Annotated in this window: 13 protein-coding genes, 1 tRNA gene and 1 rRNA gene; 10 read left to right on the forward strand and 5 right to left on the reverse strand. The window is 53.6% G+C overall.

The annotated features are described in order from the left end of the window. The first annotated feature begins 48 nt into the window (after positions 1-48). From rrf to JE47_RS0114495, 3 genes are all read left to right on the forward strand, one after another. Positions 49-163, forward strand: a 5S ribosomal RNA gene (gene rrf / locus JE47_RS0114485). Positions 164-201: 38 nt separating this feature from the next. After that, positions 202-276: transfer RNA gene (locus tag JE47_RS0114490), tRNA-Met, on the forward strand. A 642-nt stretch (positions 277-918) separates the two neighbouring features. Beyond that, the gene (locus tag JE47_RS0114495) at positions 919-1416 is read left to right on the forward strand and encodes a pyridoxamine 5'-phosphate oxidase family protein (RefSeq protein WP_031460443.1); all 498 of its coding nucleotides are present in this window, start codon (positions 919-921) and stop codon (positions 1414-1416) included. Positions 1417-1551: 135 nt separating this feature from the next. Here the strand turns inward: JE47_RS0114495 and JE47_RS0114500 are convergent, their stop codons facing one another. Then, entirely contained in the window at positions 1552-1995 is a 444-nt protein-coding gene (locus tag JE47_RS0114500; RefSeq protein ID WP_031460444.1) for a DUF3592 domain-containing protein, read from the reverse strand. Between the two features lie 807 nt (positions 1996-2802). Here JE47_RS0114500 and JE47_RS21385 point away from each other — a divergent pair. Then, on the forward strand, positions 2803-6411 hold the full coding sequence (locus tag JE47_RS21385) for a histidine kinase N-terminal 7TM domain-containing protein (protein WP_081910042.1): 3609 nt from the start codon (positions 2803-2805) through the stop codon (positions 6409-6411). A 180-nt stretch (positions 6412-6591) separates the two neighbouring features. On the opposite strand, the gene JE47_RS0114510 is transcribed toward JE47_RS21385, so the two are convergent. The 3 genes from JE47_RS0114510 to JE47_RS0114520 form a co-directional block, all read right to left on the reverse strand. Next, positions 6592-7188 carry an ANTAR domain-containing response regulator gene (locus JE47_RS0114510; RefSeq protein ID WP_031460446.1) on the reverse strand — a complete coding sequence of 199 codons (597 nt, stop codon included), beginning with the start codon at positions 7186-7188 and terminating at the stop codon, positions 6592-6594. A gap of 159 nt (positions 7189-7347) precedes the next feature. Continuing rightward, on the reverse strand, positions 7348-8421 hold the full coding sequence (locus JE47_RS0114515; protein WP_081910043.1) for a dipeptide epimerase: 1074 nt from the start codon (positions 8419-8421) through the stop codon (positions 7348-7350). A gap of 17 nt (positions 8422-8438) precedes the next feature. Next, positions 8439-9383, reverse strand: a complete 945-nt coding sequence (locus JE47_RS0114520) for a DMT family transporter (protein WP_031460448.1) — start codon at positions 9381-9383, stop codon at positions 8439-8441. 51 nt (positions 9384-9434) lie between these two features. Here JE47_RS0114520 and alr point away from each other — a divergent pair, with 51 nt between their 5' ends. From alr to JE47_RS0114540, 4 genes are all read left to right on the forward strand, one after another. Beyond that, complete coding sequence (alr, locus tag JE47_RS0114525) at positions 9435-11885, forward strand: alanine racemase (protein ID WP_031460449.1); 2451 nt, start codon at positions 9435-9437, stop codon at positions 11883-11885. A 104-nt stretch (positions 11886-11989) separates the two neighbouring features. Continuing rightward, positions 11990-13555 carry an L-glutamate gamma-semialdehyde dehydrogenase gene (pruA, locus tag JE47_RS0114530; protein WP_031460450.1) on the forward strand — a complete coding sequence of 522 codons (1566 nt, stop codon included), beginning with the start codon at positions 11990-11992 and terminating at the stop codon, positions 13553-13555. Positions 13556-14006: 451 nt separating this feature from the next. Next, positions 14007-14870 carry a DUF72 domain-containing protein gene (locus JE47_RS0114535; protein WP_031460451.1) on the forward strand — a complete coding sequence of 288 codons (864 nt, stop codon included), beginning with the start codon at positions 14007-14009 and terminating at the stop codon, positions 14868-14870. 391 nt (positions 14871-15261) lie between these two features. Further along, positions 15262-16845, forward strand: coding sequence for a proline--tRNA ligase (locus JE47_RS0114540; RefSeq protein ID WP_031460452.1), 1584 nt, complete (start codon positions 15262-15264; stop codon positions 16843-16845). A 519-nt stretch (positions 16846-17364) separates the two neighbouring features. Here the strand turns inward: JE47_RS0114540 and JE47_RS0114545 are convergent. Next, positions 17365-18165 (reverse strand): DUF3352 domain-containing protein, encoded by an 801-nt coding sequence (locus JE47_RS0114545; protein ID WP_031460453.1) that lies wholly within the window; start codon positions 18163-18165, stop codon positions 17365-17367. Between the two features lie 289 nt (positions 18166-18454). Between JE47_RS0114545 and JE47_RS0114550 the strand changes: the two genes are divergently transcribed. Further along, on the forward strand, positions 18455-19453 hold the full coding sequence (locus JE47_RS0114550) for a molybdopterin-binding protein (protein WP_031460454.1): 999 nt from the start codon (positions 18455-18457) through the stop codon (positions 19451-19453). Between the two features lie 68 nt (positions 19454-19521). Beyond that, positions 19522-20739 (forward strand): tetratricopeptide repeat protein (locus JE47_RS0114555; protein WP_031460455.1); only part of this gene is annotated, 1218 nt, incomplete at its 3' end.

Genomic DNA, 20739 nt, shown 5'->3' on the forward strand with positions numbered 1-20739 from the left:
GCAAGCAATCGCGTGAGGGGTGAAGGGACGACCGTCTCTTCTCCCAATGGGTGTGTGTGGAGCGCGGTGGACCCACCCCGTCCCATCCCGAACCGGGTCGTGAAACACCGCAGCGCCGATCCTACTGGCGGCTCACCGCTGGGAACCTAGGTCCATGCACCCGTTCATAGGCGTGACAGATTTTCTGTCACCCTTTATCATCGCGGCGTGGAGCAGTGGCAGCTCGTCGGGCTCATAACCCGAAGGTCGCAGGTTCGAATCCTGCCGCCGCTACCAAATTGTGATACCCGTAGGGTTACACCTACGGGTATTCTACTTTTGTGTGATACCGAGACGAGTTTCTCTTGTCTGAGAGTGAACCTTTGGCGCCCATGATGGGCGACCGAAACCGTCGATGTCTCATCAGCATTCTATCTGGGATGGCTTGGGAACTCATCACTACAACTGACGCTCCATCCGAATATTCGTTGCCACATCACGACGGGTGAACACAGGTCATAATAATATGATGGACAACAGCCTGATACCGATGGAGTTGCATGGTGGGGAAGAAGACGCCTTATCTTATGAGAGAACTCTGACGGACGGGACACAGCGCCGCTATATACCGTCCGATGAATCCCGCAGGCGGGGTACGGTGTTGCCGTGTATCGCCGGTCAGAACCGACATTGCGAACGTGGGGGTGGTTCACGAACTGACTCTACGCCGCTCCTCTGATGTGGCTAATCGTCAGCTCTGCCAACAGGATGTTTCCGATAGGCTCTCATTTCTATTTCCCCTGCAAAAAACACGACAAAGCAGCCTCGTTGCTTATCTCGTTATCCTCCGTGACAATTCATCTCATCATTTGATAAACTGTCTGTAGATCGCGAAACCAGATTGCGCTTCCTGGGAAGGCAATGAGAAGAGGACAATCTATGCGCTATGAAGATCGATTGGCCTTACGCCGTTTAATCGAAGAGCAACAGGCTGCTGCACTCGGTACAGTTACTCCTGACGGGGTGCCATTTGTGTCTTATGTGCTGTACGCCGTTGAACGACGGGATGGACACACACCGGGTCTACTGCTTTTGTTGAGTCGCCTGGCAGCGCATACCAATCATCTGCTGGCCGGTTCACCGCTCTCGCTGTTAATCACTGCCTCACCGCAAAGTGTTACCGACCCCCAAGCGTTGGCCCGTGTCACGTTACAAGGTTCTGCTCAAGACATACCAAGGCATTCGCCCGACTTTCCGACAGCACAATCAATATACTTACAGCGTTTACCTGCACAGCAACACCTGTTTGCCCTGCCGGATTTCACCTTATTCCGTGTCACGCTCCACGAAGCGCGGTATATTGGTGGTTTCGGACGAGCTTTTACGCTTGATGCTGCTAGATTAGCGGAAGCGCTTATGGTCACAGAACCGGCATAATCGATCAGTGAAAGCGGTTTTTATAGTTTGTCTGAAAAATAATCCTCTTGCCTGCGCTACGTTGGTGTCATATGGCCTGTTGAAGCCATGCTTCAGTAGGAATTGCCTCAATCCTTTATTTCGGGGTATCGAGATTCAGGATTTAGCAAAAAGTGCCAAGCCCAACGCAAACATGCCCGGCGCAAGACCGGAAAGGCTCAATATAGTAACAACGATTGGTGGTAACCATATCTCATACCAGGAATTGATCGTAGCGTCTTGAGGCATTTGCGGGTCATACAGGATCAGTACTTGATCACCTACGCGGTAGGAGGTGGAACTACCACCAGTATTGCTCTCAAACTGGAAAGTCTCGCCAGTTTGCGTTTGGAACTCGATTCGCGGATAGTAGTTTATATCATCACCAATACGCCGTCGAGTGACTTCGACTACAGTACCTGTACCATCGATCATCCTTTTTAAACGCTCACTAGTCGCGTTCAGCCAGAACAAGCCGATGAACAGTACGACCAGGCCAATTACGGTAAAGGTTAGACCGATGAGTAGAGCACCCGTTCTAGACAGTGGTCGTGAACTCATGAGAGTGTCCTCCGATTACTAAATTTGCCTCAATATCTCTAATGAAGTACTGTATCGAGTAGGTATTGCAGACAATAGCTGGTGTTTGCCAAAATATGGAGGGGTAGAGCTGGAAACTATCTCTGATGGTGGGCTGATGTGGTCTATGAATGAGGTAAGCTGACGATTGTCCCTGCTCATAGACTATTAATCCCTACGCTGCCTGTTCCTGAGACATTGTACAGTGAGATGGTATAGAGTTGCAAGATATCTTTACTAACCATCATCGTTCAGCGTATTGCAAACAATGAGAGATTTTCGAAGTTTTTAGCTTTGGATTGTGTGAGATAACCAGATAATTCGGTAAAAGAACGTTATGTACCTGTAGACCGCCTCCTGTCTACACGGTCATCTGGATGCGTGAGTTTCAGTCCCGCTTCCTGTGGGAGCAGCGGTTGAAGATGTGTGCAGACTCCCACGCCATCGGTTGGCGTATCAGCAACCATCACTCCCCTGGCAGGTGAGGTAGGTGGGAGAACCTGTACCTACAATGCTACGAGGGAATGGTGGGACACCAAGCCGCAGAGCGCCGTCCGAACACGCAGTTGCTCGTCTTCATCTGCGGACGACTTGGTAGCCTGGTTGTCCCTCTTGTTCTGATATGATTATAGTATCCACATTCTATGTGAGTCGGAAGTATGTATGATCAGTGTTTTACAAAAGAATAACTTTTGTCAACGTTCCATCAGTCTATAGTGTTAAATCAGAAATACGGCAGGATACGTCTCTGGATAGTAAATTATTTCGGCGGGTAGGACTTACACGATCATGCCGATAGAATTACTCGCTTCCATTCTGTTTCTCTGGATCAGTGCTGGTCTGACCGGCAGTATCGCCTATTATGCGTTTCGTCGGGCGAGTCAGCCCGGCGCACTTGCGCTGGCGTTCTTGCTATCGGCAATGAGTGCGTGGTCGATATTGTATGCCGGTGAACTGTTCGCACCTGGGTTGCAGGGGAAGATACTTGCTGCTAAATTGCAATATCTTGCTATTACGCCGATACCGCCGCTGTGGCTGATCTTTTCTTTGCAATATACCGGTCGTGCTGATTGGTTGACTCCAGCCCGCCAGCGCTGGCTATTCATACCTGGGATCATAACCTGTCTTCTCGTGTTCACCAATGAATGGCATCGTCTGATCTGGCAAGGTACTATTCTCGATCCTGCTGGTCATCCTGAATTGTATGTAACCGGAAGGGGCATCTGGTTTTGGGTACATACCACGTATGCTTACGGATTGATCATTGGTGGTATTGCCCGCTTCATCTGGTTTGCCACCCAGGTTCCACGATTGTACCGGTTGCAGGCTCTGTTTATGGTTTGCAGCACACTCGTGCCACTGGTGGGAAATGCCGTCTATCTCTTCGGTGGTCTGCCACGTAGTTGGTTCGATCCTACACCGTTTTTCTTTTCCGCTTCAGGAGTCCTACTGGCGGTTGGCTTTTTTCGGGTAGGGTTATTTGACGTAACCCCTATCGCTGCGCGAATGATCATTGCCAACCTGCAAGATGCAGTGATTGTGCTCGATCATCTGTATCGCGTTATTGATCTGAACCCGGCAGCCCGTCAACTCTTTCAATGTGGTGAAGAGGTTATCGGCCATGATTTTCGCGATGTACTGTGCCTGCATGGACTAACATTTGCCCGTGATGTTATGGCTGAAGGTCAACAGGAAATTGTCTTTCATCGTGAAGGAGTGCAGCACTTTTTCCGGCGAACGGTTTCGGTGATTCGCGACCGAAAGGGGTTGTCACTCGGTTATATACACGTCTGGCGCAATGTGACCCACGAGCAAGAGCTGCTTGCTGCCGAGCGCCAGCATGCTGAACGCCAGCGGTATCTTGTGCAGGCAATTGGCGAGCTGTTAGTTGCCGTCGATCTGGAAACCTTTTACACGACGCTTATGAAAGCTGCTCAACAGGTATTGAGCGCTGACCGGACAGCGGTGTATCTCTATGACCGTGAAACAGATAGTTTGAGTTGTCCGTATGCGAATGGTCTTTCCAGAGAATACGTTGATGCGATTAACCGCTTCTTTCATAAAGTTCCAGGCGCACGACTGTTACAGCGACCCCAGCCAATAGTCATTACCGATGCGCAAACCGATCCGGCAACCGCTGCATTACGCGAGGCCATCGTGCGCGAAGGATTTCACACGTATGCGCTTTTTCCACTGATCGGGTCGCATGGTCTCTTTGGTGCGTTTGCGGTCTACCGTAACGTTATCAAACCCTTTTCGGAGGATGAAGTTCACGGCGGTCAGACCCTGGCGTACATGGCTGCGGCCATGCTAGAGAATAGCCGTCTGCTGGCTGCTACTCGCCAGTATGCCCGTCGGATGGCACTGCTAAACGAGATTACTAGGGCAGCATTAGAGGTTAATGACATTCAACAAATGTCGCGATTGCTTGCCAATCGGCTAGGAGCGTTGTTTGAGGCAGATGGTGCATTTATCACGTTGTGGGATGAACGGCTACAACGTCCGGTACCTGTAGCAGCTAATGACACTATTCACGACTATTATGTCCAGATTCGGTCTGAGCCTGGTGAGCCAACGCTTACGGAAGCTGTTTTGCAGACTGGAAAGGTTTTAGCCATCGAAGACGTGTTTAACACGCCACACCTCAGTCTACGACTTGCAGCGTTGTTACCAACCCGTTCAATACTGGCGTTACCGTTGATTGTCGAGCAGCAGAAGCTTGGGGCTGCATTGATTGGATTTAACCAACCGCACCGCTTTACCGCCGAAGAAATATCTCTTGGTGAACAGGCCGCGGCCCAGATTGCACTGGCAATCGTGAAAACCCGACTGCTGGTAGCCGAGCGAGAACAACGGCAATTAGCCGAAGCATTACGCCAGGCAGGACTGGCGCTAAGTGAAAGTCTTGATCTTGATACGGTTCTTGATCGGCTTCTCGATGAGTTGCAGCGCGTTATACCGTATGACTCGGCAAATGTCATGATGGTTGAGCATGATGTGCAACAACAACCCATCCGTGCTTACCTAACACACCTCCGTGGGTATGAACAATTCGGTGAGGAGACTGCTCGTGCCGCTGAAGCTGTTGTGTTCGAGATTGCGACAACACCCAATTTGCAGAGGATGATTGAAACCGGACAACCGCTGATTATTCCGGATACAACTTCCTATGCCGGTTGGATTCATATCGAAGCGGCGTCCCATGTGCGTTCATGGGCAGGAGCACCGATTATTGCCCATGGGCAGGTGATAGCCTTCTTTTCACTCGATAAAACTGAGCCTTATTTTTATCGTCAGGAGCATGCTACGTATTTGGCAGCTTTTGCCAGTCAGGCTGCGCTGGCTATCGAAAATGCCCGTTTGTATAGTGAGGCGCAGCGGCGCAGTGAAGAGCAGCGCATGCTGTATGCGGCTGCTCGTGATTTTAGTGCTGGTTTGGAGGCAGAGGCGATCTTACAAGCCGTTGTTCATCATACCGTCGAGGCACTACGAGCGGCAATATGTATTGTCTTACGATGGGAGCCGGCACTCGAGCAAGTAGTTGTTGTACAGGCATGTGAAGCAGTGACAAGCGGTAGTATGCCACTGACCACCGCATACAGTCTACGTACAGAACCCATGTTGTACCGCGCATTAACGGAATGTGAATCGTTGCGTCTTCAGCCTCATTCGGCTGATGATAGTACGTTTCTGTTCCGGTTTGCTCAGATGAAGTTGCTCATCTTGCCGCTGGCAACCGGTTTAAAGAGCGCAGTGTACGGTCTGGTTGTCGTTGGTCGTACCGCTGATGCGGTTGATTTTAACGATACCGATGTGCAGTTAGGACAAAGCCTGGCGACCCAGGCCGCAACTGCACTTGAGAATGCACGGTTGTATGCAGAGGTTGAATCTCTGGCAGTAACGGACAGTCTTACCGGAATCGCGAATCGGCGTGCGTTTGATCGTGCTCTCGAACGTGAGCTGGTGCGTGCTCGCCATTATGGGTATCCGCTGGCGTTGGTCATGATAGATGTCGACTCGTTCAAGCAGTATAACGACACTTATGGCCATCTGGCCGGTGATCAACGGCTACGTGCAGTTGCCCGCCTGTTAACGCAATGTGTGCGTGAAATCGACTTTGTGGCTCGCTATGGTGGTGAGGAGTTTGTGATTATCTTGCCAGATACCAATAGGCAGCAGGCATTGCAGGTTGCCGAGCAGATTCGTCGGAGCGCCGAAGCTGAGTACACAGGATCGTTGAATGGTCAGGTTATTCCGGGTTATACGCTGAGCATGGGTGTGGCCGTCTTTCCTGAAGATGCCCAAACACCAGCTGAATTGTTGTTGGCCGCCGATTATGCCGAGTTGACGGCAAAGCGTACTGGAAAGAATCGGGTCTGTAGTATAGCTCTTAAATGACGAAAGCCGGTTCTGATAGTTATCTGGTGACCACTCACTGTTGTCTTTTCTATTATGCACATTATTACCGGTAGGGACGGGTTTCTTTCAGTAACCTGGTACAACCGGCTCGTCCCTACCGGTGATGTCAGATTGGGTTGAAACCTGGCTCATTCGTATGTCAGGTGTTGTCCGAAGTGTTTATTGTCCAGTGATCTGTCTATGTGATAACTGATGGGTTAAGAGTATCGCCTGCGCCACCTCGCGCATTGTCTTACGGTTACGCATTGCCAGTTGTTGAATCCGGCGAAATGCCTCTGCTTCACTCAAGCCGTGCTCATCCATTAAGATACCCTTGGCCTGTTCAATCTCTTTGCGCGTTTCCAGACGCTCTCGCAACGTCAGCATCTCCTTCCGTCGCGTTTGATAGTCTTGCCAGCGTGCAAGCGTAATCTCGATCAGCGGCAAGAGGTCGGTATCGCGAAATGGTTTTATGAGACAGCCAAACACCCCTGCGGCTCGTGCTCGCTCGGCCAGTTCACGTGATGCTGATGCCGTAAGAAGGATAACCGGCGCTAAGCCCTCCTGGTGAAGTATCGTTGCAACTTCTAGACCATCGAGATAGGGCATTTTGTAATCGAGCAGCACCAAATCAGGTCGTACCTGGCGCGCTACTGCAACTGCCTGCTGACCATCAGCCGCTTCGCCGACGATCAAATAACCGAGTGCGAGTAATACTTCACGTATGTGGAATCGAATCAATGCCTCATCGTCTGCTATTAAGAGTCGCGCTGTCATGCGTGCTCCAAACACAATAAGCACCTGCCGCCGCAACCGTTGCGACGTGCAGGTGGCATCAATGCGGATATAACGTATATGTTTAGTATAAAGGAACAAATGCGTCAGCGGCTATGGCTGAATTGCACAATATGTTATGTACGCTCGTGACGAGTTCCGTTACAACGGTTCAACACCGTGCCCGGCTGTGATATGATCGAGTTCGATGGTACCCCCGCGTAAGCGAAAACCACCTTGGAAAGGATTGGTTGCCAGAAAGAGCGGCGTATCGAGATCGACGAAACGAAACCCACCTAACCCGGCCGCGAAATGGGCCGACATGGTCATAGCCAGGATCGATTCGACCATACCGCCGATCATAAGCCCCAGTCCCGCAGCACGGGCAATCGCTGCAATTTCGAGTGCTTCAACTACCCCGCTCTTCATCAGTTTGATATTGATGACATTGGCTGCGCGTTCCTGCACAATTCGTAAGACGTTTAACGAGCTACTCGCTGTCTCGTCGGCCGCAATCGGTACCCCACCCCATTGCACCAGTTGACGCAGACCAGCCCAATCATCGGCTGCAACCGGTTGTTCGACCAGTACCGGAACGATCCGCTGCAAGCTCAGGGCGCCAAGGAGTTCGAGCATCTGTTCGGCAGTAAGACCACCATTCCCATCGAGGATGAGCGGGGCCTCTGGTGCCAGCGCATAGATTGTCGTGATGCGGGCCAGATCGTGTGCTAGATCACTGCCACCGATTTTAATCTTAATTTGACGGATACCCCGTTCGAGAATATCCAGCGTGGCTAACGCTGCTTCTTCGACCGTACCGGTCGTGATCGTCATATCGGTTTCGAGCGTATGCCCAGCGCCGCCAAAGAAGACGTAGAGCGGTAGCCGATAATGGCGGGTCAGGGCATCGAGAATTGCTGTCTCGATAGCGCAGCGCGCCGATCCGCTTGTGCTAATCCGATCACGCAGCAGCGCGGCAATCGCTCGCCATTCACGCACATCAGCACCCTCGATTGCTGAACGTACTGATTCAATCGCCTGCTGTGCGTTGGCCTGGGTTTCACCGTTGAAGGCCGGAAAAGGCGCTGCTTCACCATAACCGCGAATGCCGTTGACAAGTTCGACTGTCACTAACAGATTACGGGCGATCTCCTGACTACCGCCGGCGATCCCAAACGGATTACGCAGCGGGATGTCAAGAGGAGTGACAGATAGCGAGCGAATAACGGTGCTCATCATTGTCTCAGCTCGTATCAGGCACGGTATTGCTGTTGCAGGTAGACCGTAATTGTGACTAGCACGATGATCGCTCCCAACACCTGCCAAAGGTTCTGCAATTGCTCACCGAGGAGCAATGCGGCCAAACCTAATGCACTGATCAGTCGCCAACCCATCGTACTACTGATCAGCGGCGCACCCAGTTGGCGAAGGGCAACGATCTGGCCGAGGTTGGCTCCCAGGAGAACGAAGACCACAAAGGCTGCGAAGACCGCCCAATCGTGTGGCCCGATAACGGCAAACTGGTACCATTGCTCGCCGAGCACGAGGCTCATTGCGCCGCATGTTATCGTGAGGGCAACCAGTTGCACAAACAACATCGCTTCGGCGCTGATATTGCTAACCGACGTTGCACGTGGGATCAGTATCATGTAAAAGGCTAACGCAAATGCCGAGATCAGGGCAATGACGATGCCCAGGACATCGCTTTCGGTCAGGCGCAACACAGTACCATTGCTGAGATCGCCACTCATCATCAATAATGAGCCAAAGCACGAAAGGCCAATGGCCGGAAGTGTGAAGCGAGGTAAGCGGTTGCGAAAGAACAATTTGCTCAAGAGGGCGACAATAAGTGGTGTAAGCAATGTGATAAGTTGCACGTAGATGGCTAACGTGAAGCGTGCTGAAGTGAGATTGGTCATTGCCCGAATACTGACGACTAGTGCAAACAACCAGATAATCGGCGTGTGCCAGATGTCTGTGCGAATATGCCGGTAGGCAAACGGTACATATACGATCAGCGCCAGGAGATTACCGAGCGTGAGGATAGCCATGCTCGGTAAGTGACTGATCGTTTGGAGATAGCGCGCCAAGACTGGATACGCACCCCATCCAGTGTGGGCAAAGAGCGCTATGATTACCCAGAGCCATGAGACGCCAGTATGAGTTGTCGTTGCTGTGGTGGAAGATGCGTTATTCATAGGCTGTATTATAACCCGAATTAACAAGATGAATTGAAGGTATAAAGACGAATGAACATTCAACTCGCCGAACTGATTGCGGCCGGTGGAACGGTTAGCGAGCCAATCCACGCCGACACCTTCACCGATTGGAGTTACGATTCGCGGCTTACCGCTGCCGGAGAGTGCTTTATTGCGTTGCGCACTGCACGGGCAGATGGTCACGATTATATTCCGGCTGCGATAGCTGCCGGTGCGCGTGGTGTCTTGTGTGTGCGTCCACCGCATGATGCTGGCAATGCAACGGTAATCATCTGTGCTGATCCACAGACAGTACTGCTCCGTTGGGCAAGTGCACGCCTGCGGACGTTGCAGCCAACGGTGATCGCTGTGACCGGTGGGATCGGGAAGACTCTGGCGCGGCGAGCGATTGCGGCCGTGTTAGCTATGCAGGCGCCTACCTTTCAAAGTCGTCGTAATTTCAATTCGCTCCTCGGATTACCGATTGCACTGGCCCGTCTCAGTCAGACTGACCGCTACGCAGTGCTCGAGTTTGCCGGTGAGCATCTGGCTCCGCTGGCAACGGCGTTTCCGCCTCAGATCGCGGTGGTAACACCCGCTGCCGATACGGCGATGGCCGCATTCCTGGCCGACAAAGGAGTAATGGTGGTTGCCGCCGAAGGGATTTCACCGGCAAATATTTGCTATGGCACCGGTCATGAGTGTGCCGTGCGGGCAACCGATATTTCCTGCCACCGTCATGGTGTAGATTTTGTTGCTTCAAGCCGGGAAGTAACCATTCCCGTTTCAACCCCGCTTTTGGGCCTTCCCGGTGTGATGGCGGCACTGGCTGCCGTTACGGTTGGACTGATATGCGGCGTTCCACCGGAGGCGATCCAAAACGCCCTAGCTCATCTTGCAGCACCGGCGGGGCGTTTACGTCCACTACCTGGCGCCAATGGTGAACTCATTCTCGACGATAGTTTCAATGCTACTCCAGCAGCCATGGTGGCGGCAATGCAAACCATGGCTGCCTTGACGGCCAAACGCCGCATTGCCGTTTTAGGTACGCCCACCGAATTGCCTGCCATTGATGCAACGCCATTTCTAACCGAACTTGGTGCTCTAGCGGCCCGTAGTGCCGATTACCTGGTACTCAAAGGGGGTGGGGCGGCAGTGATGGCCCAGGCTGCACGGACGGCCAACCCCGCCATTCCCATTCACGTCGTTGATACCAACGAAGCGGCACGTGCTGCTTTGCCCAACAAACGCAACCAGGGCGATCTGGTGTTGGTGTCGGGTGGAGCTGGTGAGCGGCTTGAACAGGTTGTAGCTCCTCTGTTAGCTGCCGACTGTCCGCCAGAACGCAACCTCGTGCGCCAGGAACCGGCCTGGCGTAGTGTACGGATCGGTGATCCGGCGCGTCCAACCTGGGTGCATCTCGATCTGACCGCCATTGCTGACAATGTTCGTGCGCTCCGAGCGCATGCCGGTGTACCACTGATGATCGTGCTTAAAGGTGATGGGTACGGGCATGGTGCAGCACGAGTAGCGCGGGCGGCATTGCGAGCAGGGGCCGAGATGTTGGCTGTTGCGACCCTTGGGGAAGGACGGGCATTGCGCGTACAGGGCATTCACGCGCCGATTCTGGTGCTAGGCTACACGCCGCCGTGGCAGGTCGCCGAAGCGATCCGGCTCGATCTGATGATAACACTCTTCGATTACGATACGGCTCTAGCACTTAGTAATGCTGCTACCGAAATCAGACGCCCTGCCCGTGTGCATGTCAAAGTTGATACCGGAATGGCTCGTCTGGGTTTGGCACCGGCTGAGGTCGCACCATTTCTGACCCGATTACGCGATCTCCCTGCCATCGAGGTTGTTGCGCTCTACACCCATTTTGCCCGCGCCGATGAAGACGACCCAACTCCAACCGAGCAGCAATTGGCTCGTTTCCAAACACTGGTTACCGAACTTACCGCAGCCGGTCTACGTCCACCACTGCTTCATGCGGCTAATAGTGCGGCGACATTGCGCTTTCCGGCCAGCCATTTCGATATGGTTCGACCAGGATTGGCTTGCTACGGATTGGCGCCAGGGGCTGCTGTTCCCCTCTTGCCAGGCATGCGGCCAGCACTAAGCTTTTACAGTGAAGTAGCGCAGGTCAAGGAACACCCGCCTGGCACGCCAATCTCCTACGGTGGTACCTTTATCACAGCCCGCCCATCGCGCATTGCTACTATTCCGGTAGGTTACGCCGACGGGCTGCGTCGTTCACCGCCGTGGCGGGAAGTGCTGATTCGAGGGAAACGGGCACCGATTGTCGGGCGCATTTGCATGGACTATGTGATGGTCGATGTAACCGATATTCCTGGCGTTCAGCGTGGTGATACCGTCACACTCATAGGACAACAGGGAGAGGATTCGATAGGTGTTGATGAGATTGCTAGTTGGTTGGGAACGATCAGCTACGAAGTATTGACCGGCATCTTACCGCGCGTGCCGCGCGAGATAGAACCGTAGGGATACATTCTCGTCAGCGCAAAAGCAGTTCCACATTGTTCAAGCAGATCCGTGTACAATGTCAATCAACAGCAGCTTCGCAAAATGATGGTAAGGAGCAGTTTATGCTGACCCCATTTCAAAATGAACCGTTTGGTAACTTTGACAGTGGCGACCGACGGACGGCGATGCAGCGAGCGATTCGTCATGTTGCCGGGCAATTGGGCGCCACCTATCCGCTGATTATCGGTGGTGAACGGATTGTGACTGAGCGTAAATTGCCTTCGATCAATCCGGCAGAACCGAAAAAAGTTGTGGGCTATGCCAGTAGTGCCTCGCAAGAGCAGGCCCATCAAGCGTTGCTGGCGGCTGATGCCGCGTTCCGCACCTGGTCGCGTACACCGGTTAGTGCGCGCGCACAGGTGTTGTTGCGGGCCGCGGCAATCATGCGGCGGCGGAAGGAGGAACTGGCTGCGTGGATGATGCACGAGGTGAGCAAGAACTGGGTTGAAGCCGATGCCGACGTTGCCGAAGCGATTGACTTTTGTGAGTGGTATGCGCGTCAGGCAATTGCACTTCAGGGCGAACGGCAACCCCTCGTTCCTTACCCCGGTGAGGATAACGAGCTGCGCTACCTGCCGTTAGGGCCTGGACTGGCGATACCTCCCTGGAACTTCCCGCTGGCAATTGTGACGACACTCACTGTTGCGCCGATTGTCGTGGGGAATACGGTCGTGTTGAAACCCTCACCACGCGCACCGGTCATTGCGGCTATTCTCGTCCAGATTCTCGAAGAGGCTGGGTTACCGCCTGGTGTTGTGAATCTGGTGACCGGGGAAGATGCGGTCTTAGGTGATTTCCTGGTCGATCATCCGTTGGTGCGCTTCATTGGCTTTACCGGTTCAAAGAATGTCGGTCTGCGGATTCAACAGCGGGCTGCTGTGCGTCAACCTGGTCAGAACTGGCTCAAGCGCACAATCCTTGAAATGGGTGGAAAAGACGCAATTATTGTCGATGAAACTGCCGATCTGGAAGCCGCGGCAACCGGTATTGTGGTGAGTGCGTTCGGTTTTCAGGGGCAAAAATGTAGTGCTTGCTCACGCGCAATTGTCGTTGATCAGGTCTACGATCAGGTCTTGCAGCGAGTCGTCGAGAAGACGAAGGCGTTGCGGCTTGGGAATCCTACCAAACCAGAAACCGATCTAGGCGCGGTGATTGATCAGCGGGCCTTTGACACCATCAGTCAGTATATTGCGATTGGTCAGGAAGAGGGCCGACTGGTTACCGGTGGTGAAGTCATTGATCACGAACTGGTCAAGGATGGTGGCTTTTTCATCAATCCAACCATCTTTGCTGATGTCCATCCTCATGCCCGTATTGCCCAGGAAGAGATTTTTGGTCCGGTGCTGGCCTTCATCCGTGCTGCCAATTTCACCGAGGCCCTGGCTATTGCGAACGATACCGAATACGGTTTGACTGGTGGTGTCTACAGCCGGAATCTCGAACGCTTAGAGCAGGCTCGCGAGGAGTTTCACGTCGGTAATCTCTATTTTAATCGGAAGTGTACCGGTGCTTTGGTAGGAGTACAGCCATTTGGTGGCTTTAAGATGTCAGGTACCGATAGCAAAGCTGGTGGCACCGATTACCTGCGTCTGTTTACGCAGCCAAAGGTGATCAGCGAGCGGTTCTGAGAGCGCGATCAGCAACTCGTCGTTTTGCGCTCGGCAGGGACATCGGCTGAAGGGCGTTGCGCACGCTTGCAGGGTGTGCGGGGTGGACGATCAGCAACTCGTCGTTTTGCGCTCGGCAGGGGCATCGGCTGAAGGGGCGAGAAACGATGAGCCTCATTAACAACCTGGGCATAGCATCGCCAGAATGGTGAGGGGAACGATGGCGGGTAACGCCGGTGTCTCTGCAACGCGATGGAACCGGGTGGCGCTAGGTTCAGCGCCGGTGCTGCGGAGCACGCCTGGCGCTCCTTACCTTCCCCCTCGACCCTTTCCTCTTCCACAAGAAGGGAGGAAGGGGGAACGGAGCGTGGCTGGAGCGAAAGCATGTTGGTAACCCTCACGCAATAGTCGCGTGGGTACGTACCGTACCCAATGAGAAAGCTGGTTTTTTGATCAGCTTCTGAGAGAACGAATGATCAGAATTGGATGTGCCGTTTGGGCTTATCACGGTTGGGTAGGTGATCTCTTCCCACCAGGAACACGCAGCAGCGAGTTTCTCAGGCTCTATAGCCGAAAGCTGACGACAGTGGAAGGAAATACGACTTTTTACGCAACGCCATCGGCAGCGATGGTTGCACGCTGGGTCGAAGAGACTCCTCCTACCTTTCACTTTTGTTGTAAGCTGCCGCGTGAAGTGAGTCACAACGGCTTCCTTGTCGAGCGCCTGCCGCAGGCCCAGACCTTCGTTGAACGAATGCAAGGTCTAGGATCGCGCTGTGGCCCGTTCTTCTTGCAACTACCGCCGAGCTACGGTCCGGCTCGTCTTGCCGATCTGGAACGGTTTTTGGCCGGTTGGCCACGTGATGTTGCGCTGGCAGTGGAGGTTCGTCATCCCGACTGGTATTTGCCACTGGGCGAGGAACCACTGATGACGCTCCTTAACCGCTATCAGGTGGGGCGGGTTGTAATGGATGTTCGTCCAATCCGCGATCCGGCCGATCCGGCTGGTTCACTGCTTGCCGATGCACGAGAGCGTAAACCCGATGTGCCATTACGACCGTTGCGCAGCAGTGGGCCAACGTTGATACGCTATATCGGTCATCCCGATTTGGCTTGTAATGCCCCGTTTCTCGATGAATGGGCGGCACGGATTGCAGAATGGGCACAGACCGATCCGCGCATCTACCTGTTTATGCATTGCCCTGATGAATCCCGCTCACCAGACCTCTGCCGCCAGATCGCAGCGCGCTTGCGTGAACGCAGCGTACCGTTGGTTGAGACGTTAGATGAACCGCTAACCTCACCGCGGCAACTTGACTTGTTTGGTTTGTCATAGGGGTGTCGTCGTGGTGGTCATGTGCATCACATCCGTGACATCATCTGCGGTATTGTATCTGGCTTTGTCAGGGCATGAGTCGCTGGCTGGCAACTGAACCTTGTTCCGGGTGGACAGGTTGATTTCCTACCTGTAGGGCTGGTTATTAGCTCTGTGCAAGGAACCTATCTGCAACAGTCGGTTGCAGGAGAAGATCAGTCGGCTTGGTTCGCAAATCACCTTGCTAGTAGGCGGAGTGGTGCTCATTGGCGCTGCGCCTGCCTGTTGAATTTCACTCGTGGAGAGTACATTCCATCGGCATCAGACTAATCGTCGATTGTGTTCGTTCCGAGTATGCGGAAAAAATAGGATTGACCTCATCGCCACTATTCCTGTTGAGGAGAAACAATGTATGCGACTTGCTACGATCTTTGGTCGTACCCTCCGTCAGGCGCCGACCGAAGCCGATAATCCGGCAACGCAGTTGCTCTGGCGGGCCGGGATGCTGCGTTCGCTGGATACTGGCGAACCTGCTTTATTGCCGTTGGGAAATGCAGTTTTGCAGCATCTGATCACCCATCTGACCAATACGCTTCGTCGTAATGGTTCCCAAGAAATCTACCTGCCAACAATGGCGAGTTGGTTGGATGTGATAACCACTCTGGCCCGCCGTGAGATCGATTCATACCGTCAGTTACCGCTATCTGTCTGGAGTCTGCGCCGCCGCCGACGCGCAACGGTGCGTCAACGATCGGGGCTGCTCGATCTACCCATTGTTACCTCATTGAGCTGGGCAGGATTAGCACTCGACGTTGCTCAGGTTCAGACAAATCTTGCGGCAATTATCGAGCAGCTTCGCACAACGCTGCACGAGTGCGGGCTGACGGTTGTGGCCGATGCGCTCAAGACGGAACGTGGCGCAACGATCATTGTTGATACAAAAGCAGGACCGCTCACGACCCTCGATTGTCCGGTTTGTGGGGGACGTGCGCCAATCGACCTGGCGCCGCTCGCTCCTCTGCCGCCGTATTCCGGGCTGGCACCGGCCATGAGTCTGGTTGAAACACCCAACGCGAATACCATAGCCGCCCTGGCTGCATTTCTCGGCATCACAACCTCTGCGACGGCCAAAGCACTTTTCTTCAGTGCGCGTTGTGCTGGTGAGCAGCGCCTGATCTTTGCCGTGGTGCGTGGCGACCGCGAAGCGAGTTTGTCTAAATTGGCTGCGGTTGTTGGCGCCGATGAACTGTTGCCTGCCGACGAAGCGCAGATTAGGGCGTGTGGTGCCGTACCTGGTTACGCCTCACCGGTTGGCCTGCACAACGTGTTCGTGGTTGCCGATCAGACGGTCACGAATGGCGCGCCACTCGTGGCCGGCGCCAACCGCCCCGGTTATCATCTACGTGATGTTGTGTATGGGCGCGATTGGCAGGCAACGCTGGTCGCCGATATTGCGCAGGCGATGGTTGGTGATCCATGTCCGTTTTGCGGTACGGCGCGTGTGCAAGGAAATGGCGCGGCGGTTGGTGTTGTAACACCGCTCCAAGCGACCACAATACTCGTGCAGGATGCAGATGGCCACAATCGACCATTGGTGATCGCGGGTATCGAACTCGACCTTGAACCACTCTTGCACATTGCGGTAGAGCGGAATCACGATGAGCGTGGCATTGTGTGGCCGGTTGCGATTGCGCCGGTAGCTGTGCATCTGGTAACAATAGGCCGGAGCGATGCACTCATCACTGCCGCCCAGACACTAGCCACTGAACTACAGACTGCTGGTTGGCGAGTGCTGATCGATGATCGCGATGAACGAGCCGGGGTAAAGTTCAACGATGCTGATCTGATCGGTGCACCCTGGCGGGTCGTCATCAGTGAGAAGCTTCTGGCGACAAACCAGGTTGAAGTTCGCTATCGCACAGCCGGTCAGCCGACGATTGTGAACAGAAGCGAACTGAAAGATGTTCTAGCAGGTGCAGTAGCAAACGGTTCCTGATCTGCGCTGGTATCGGTTACCGAGCGGTTTTCAACATGCCCAGTACCTGCACGGTAGAGAGCGCCTGGCGTTCCGTACCATTCTCTAGCCCTCTTTCTCACAGAGAGGAGGAGGTGTTTGCGTAGATTGGGAACTGTTACCTCTACCGGGGTCGGAAAAGCACGCTGAAAGAACCTGACCGAGATATTCTGTTGCAAAAGTGCAAAAGAAGGAGGGGCAGCTCGCGAACCGCCACTCTAGTACTGCGAGGTGATAGACATTGATGTTGCGTCCGTCCGTCGGGGTTTACTCGTGGGGATACGTCATCGTCTTGTCACACTGCATCGGTATCAGGCTGATTATCATCGTGTGCCATTTAGAGCCTATCCGGAACATCCTGTCACGGCACCTATCCAACATATCCTGTCGCCGAAGCAGATCGGTCGAGACACAGCGGCGCTACGCCCATTCAATTAGCGTGAGATGAGTGTTCGGATAAAATTCCTGCCCGGTCACCACAAGACGACGAGCGACGTGCTGCTACTGCGTTCCGAGTATCTTCACAAGCCAGGCTCTGACAGCGGCGCGGGCTGCTTCTGCGGAAGGTGAACCATCGGTATACAGTGCACCCGAACGCACGACGGCAATCGTCTCCTGAAACTTTTGGAACGCATTTAGATCGGCCAACCGATCTGGCTGCCCAGCGCCATCGGTCAGCTTAACGAGCGCTTCAGGGCGATTAGAAAAGACGACATAGTGCTCGATCAAGCCTACTGCACGGAGAGGATGATCGATCTCGCCGATGAAAATCGTGGTGTTTCCAGCTCGCTGCTCGGTAATGGTTTCGCCACGATTACGGCGTATCGTCAGATGTTTCTCTAAAAACAGGCGAGCCTGGGGATCATTGCGTGAGGCAAGAAAGATCAGCACCTCACCGTTTGTCATCAGATCAGTTGCGACATCGCGCGTTACGGGTGTAAAATCACGCACAACAATCGCAATATCACTGCCAATCCACGTTACTACATCGCGATCCAGGTCGACCCCAAGCAACGCCGCGATATTGGCTGCTGCATCAGATGACAGCGCCAGGCCGAAAATTTCATTCAACGCACGTTCAATACGCGGTTGTTCAGGCACATCGCTCAGAGTTGGCGATAGACTGGCGTACAGTTGAACGTCAGCAGGTAAGAGTTCGGCCGGTGCCGGCCCCTTTTGAACGGTAATAAACCAGTAGAGAAAGATGGCGCCTAGCAAAACAGCGATGAGCGTAATGGCCAGACCACCGACGAAAGCATACCCAAGGCCGCGCTCACGCGGTACAGTTGGAGAGTTGATCATACGTTGTGCAAGTTATGTCTACGAGTCCATGTTGTGTTTTCCATTAGCATGGTACCATGAATTACACGTGTTAACAAAAAGTGCGCTCGTAAGGAAACCGGGTATCAGTTGCTGTGACAAACATTTTACAATGTGAAACGTGCGGTTGCTGGCATCTGTTATCCCTCTGCGTTCCTCTACGGCGAAAGAAGGGTGAAATGAAGCACGATGCGGAACAGGCTGCACACACCTGGGCGCATTCTCAGCGTCGGTTAGTATGAGCACATCACTCAGGAACAGGCAGACAGGTATGCAAATCGAGACCTTACCGGTAACGGCGGCCATTGGACACATCCTCTGTCACAATATAGCCGATGCACAGGGACGGAAAGCTTTCAATAAGGGTCGCCAATTACAGGCTGACGATGTACCGCGCCTTGCTGAGCTGGGTTGTACCACTGTGCGGGTTGCCGTACTGGAGGCTGATGATGTGCACGAAGATGAGGCAGCATTGCGTCTGGCCCAGGCCGTGGCTGGAGCCGGTGTGGTCATCGGTGAACCATACGCCGGACGGGTAAACCTCCGTGCTGCGTACAACGGCCCGTTGATGATTGATGCGGAAGCGTTGCTGGCAATCAATTTGATCGACGGTTTAACCGTTGCAACATTACCTCCGTACACACTGGTCTCGGCCGGTCAGATGCTTGCCACAATTAAGATTATTCCATTTGCAGTACCTGCCTCAGACATTGCACGGGCTGGCGCTGTTGCTGGCGAGCAAGGGGTATTGCGTGTGGCACCGTTCGTGCGCTGCCGAATTGGCGTTGCGTTGGTCAGTAGTCCATCAGCACGGGCGCGAGTCGAACGTGGTGTGCTACCGGCGATTGTTGGGCGAATTACCGATCTGGGGGCAACAATGGTTGCCTGGTATCATGTACTACCGGACGAAGCCGAAGTCGCTGCTGGAATTACATCATTGGTGGCAGCCGGTGCTGATTTGATCATAACGGCTGGTGAAACTTCGGTTGTTGATCGTGATGATGTGATTCCGCGAGCGGTCAGACGGATCGGCGGCGAGATTGCTCATTATGGTGCTCCGGTTGAACCAGGGAATCTGCTCTTACTGGCTTACGTGCCCGGTAGTGCCGATCGTATTCCGCTGATCGGTGCCCCTGGGTGTGTCCGTTCCCGCGATCAAAATATCGTCGATCTCATCTTACCTCGTTTGATGGCGAATGAACAGCTTGGCAAGTACGAAATTGTTTCGTTAGGTCTCGGTGGACTACTCGGTTCAGTTCGTCGAGGGTGATCAGATGAAACATCACCCCGGTACTAGTCGTATGTTTCATCATCATTCGTAGTGAAAAGAGGACCACGATGAGTCTTGAACATCTCTCTAATGACCGACGGGAAGCAGCACTGGCCGACTTTAACCGTGCGATTGCCATCGATGATACTTACGCATGGGCTTATTTTCAACGCGGACAGGTATTGCGCGAACTGGGTCGGCTGGAAGAGTCACTGACCGATCTGACACGTGCCTGCGAGCTGGAAGCCGATGATCCGGTCTACCACGCCGAGCGTGGTGAGACGTTACGTATGCTTCGCCGATATGAAGCGGCGATTCACGCTTTTTCGCAGGCAATCGCCTTGCGACCAGAATATCCCTGGGCATTAGGAAGCCGTGGGCAAGTCTGGCGTGCATTACGCCGCTATTCAGAGGCGCTGGCCGATTTTGATGCTGCACTGGCACTCAATCCTGATCTGGCGTGGGTACATGCAGAGCGCGGTGAAACGCTTCGCGCACTTCAGTGTCATCATGAAGCTATTGAAGCCTTTACGCAGGCACTGATCATAGATCCAACCTATCTTTGGGCATTGGGTCATCGTGGCATAACGTACCGGGAACTGCGCAATTTTACAGCAGCAATTGCTGATTTTGATGCAGCCATTGCCATACAAAACAATCTGGCGTGGCTCTACGCTGAACGTGGTGAAACACGACGACTGGCCGAAGATTTCGAGGAAGCAATTGCCGATCTGACTCGATCAATCGATCTCGATCCCAATTACGCTTGGGCGTTGGGAAGTCGTGGCGCGGCGTTCCGGGTTATTGGCGAGATGGAGTCTGCGCTGGCCGATTTCAATCAGGCGCTGGAGTTGGATCCCGAGTATGCGTGGGTCTACTATCAACGTGGTTTGTTGTTCCGCAATGTCAATCGTCTTGATGAAGCAATAGCCGATTTCAGTCGGGTGATCGAGCTAGAGCCGAGCCACGCCAGTGCCCTTGCCGAGCGTGGGGAATTGTTTCGTTTGCAGCGTCGCTACCAGGAAGCACTCGCTGATTTTAACCGAGCTGTTGAACTTCAGCCTGATTATGCTTGGGCCATAGGTAGTCGTGGTCAGGTTTATCGCGTCTTGGGACGCTACGAAGAAGCACTCACTGATTTTAACCGTGCCTTAGCATTGAAACCAGACGCTACCTGGATTATTGCCGAGCGTGGTGAAACGCATCGGTTGCTTCGCCACTACAATGAAGCATTGGAGGATTTTAACCGTGCCCTTGAACTCAGCCCCAACGACTCGTGGGTGCTT

It is taken from the genome of Chloroflexus sp. MS-G (assembly GCF_000735195.1).
In the GTDB taxonomy this organism is placed as follows: Bacteria; Chloroflexota; Chloroflexia; order Chloroflexales; family Chloroflexaceae; genus Chloroflexus.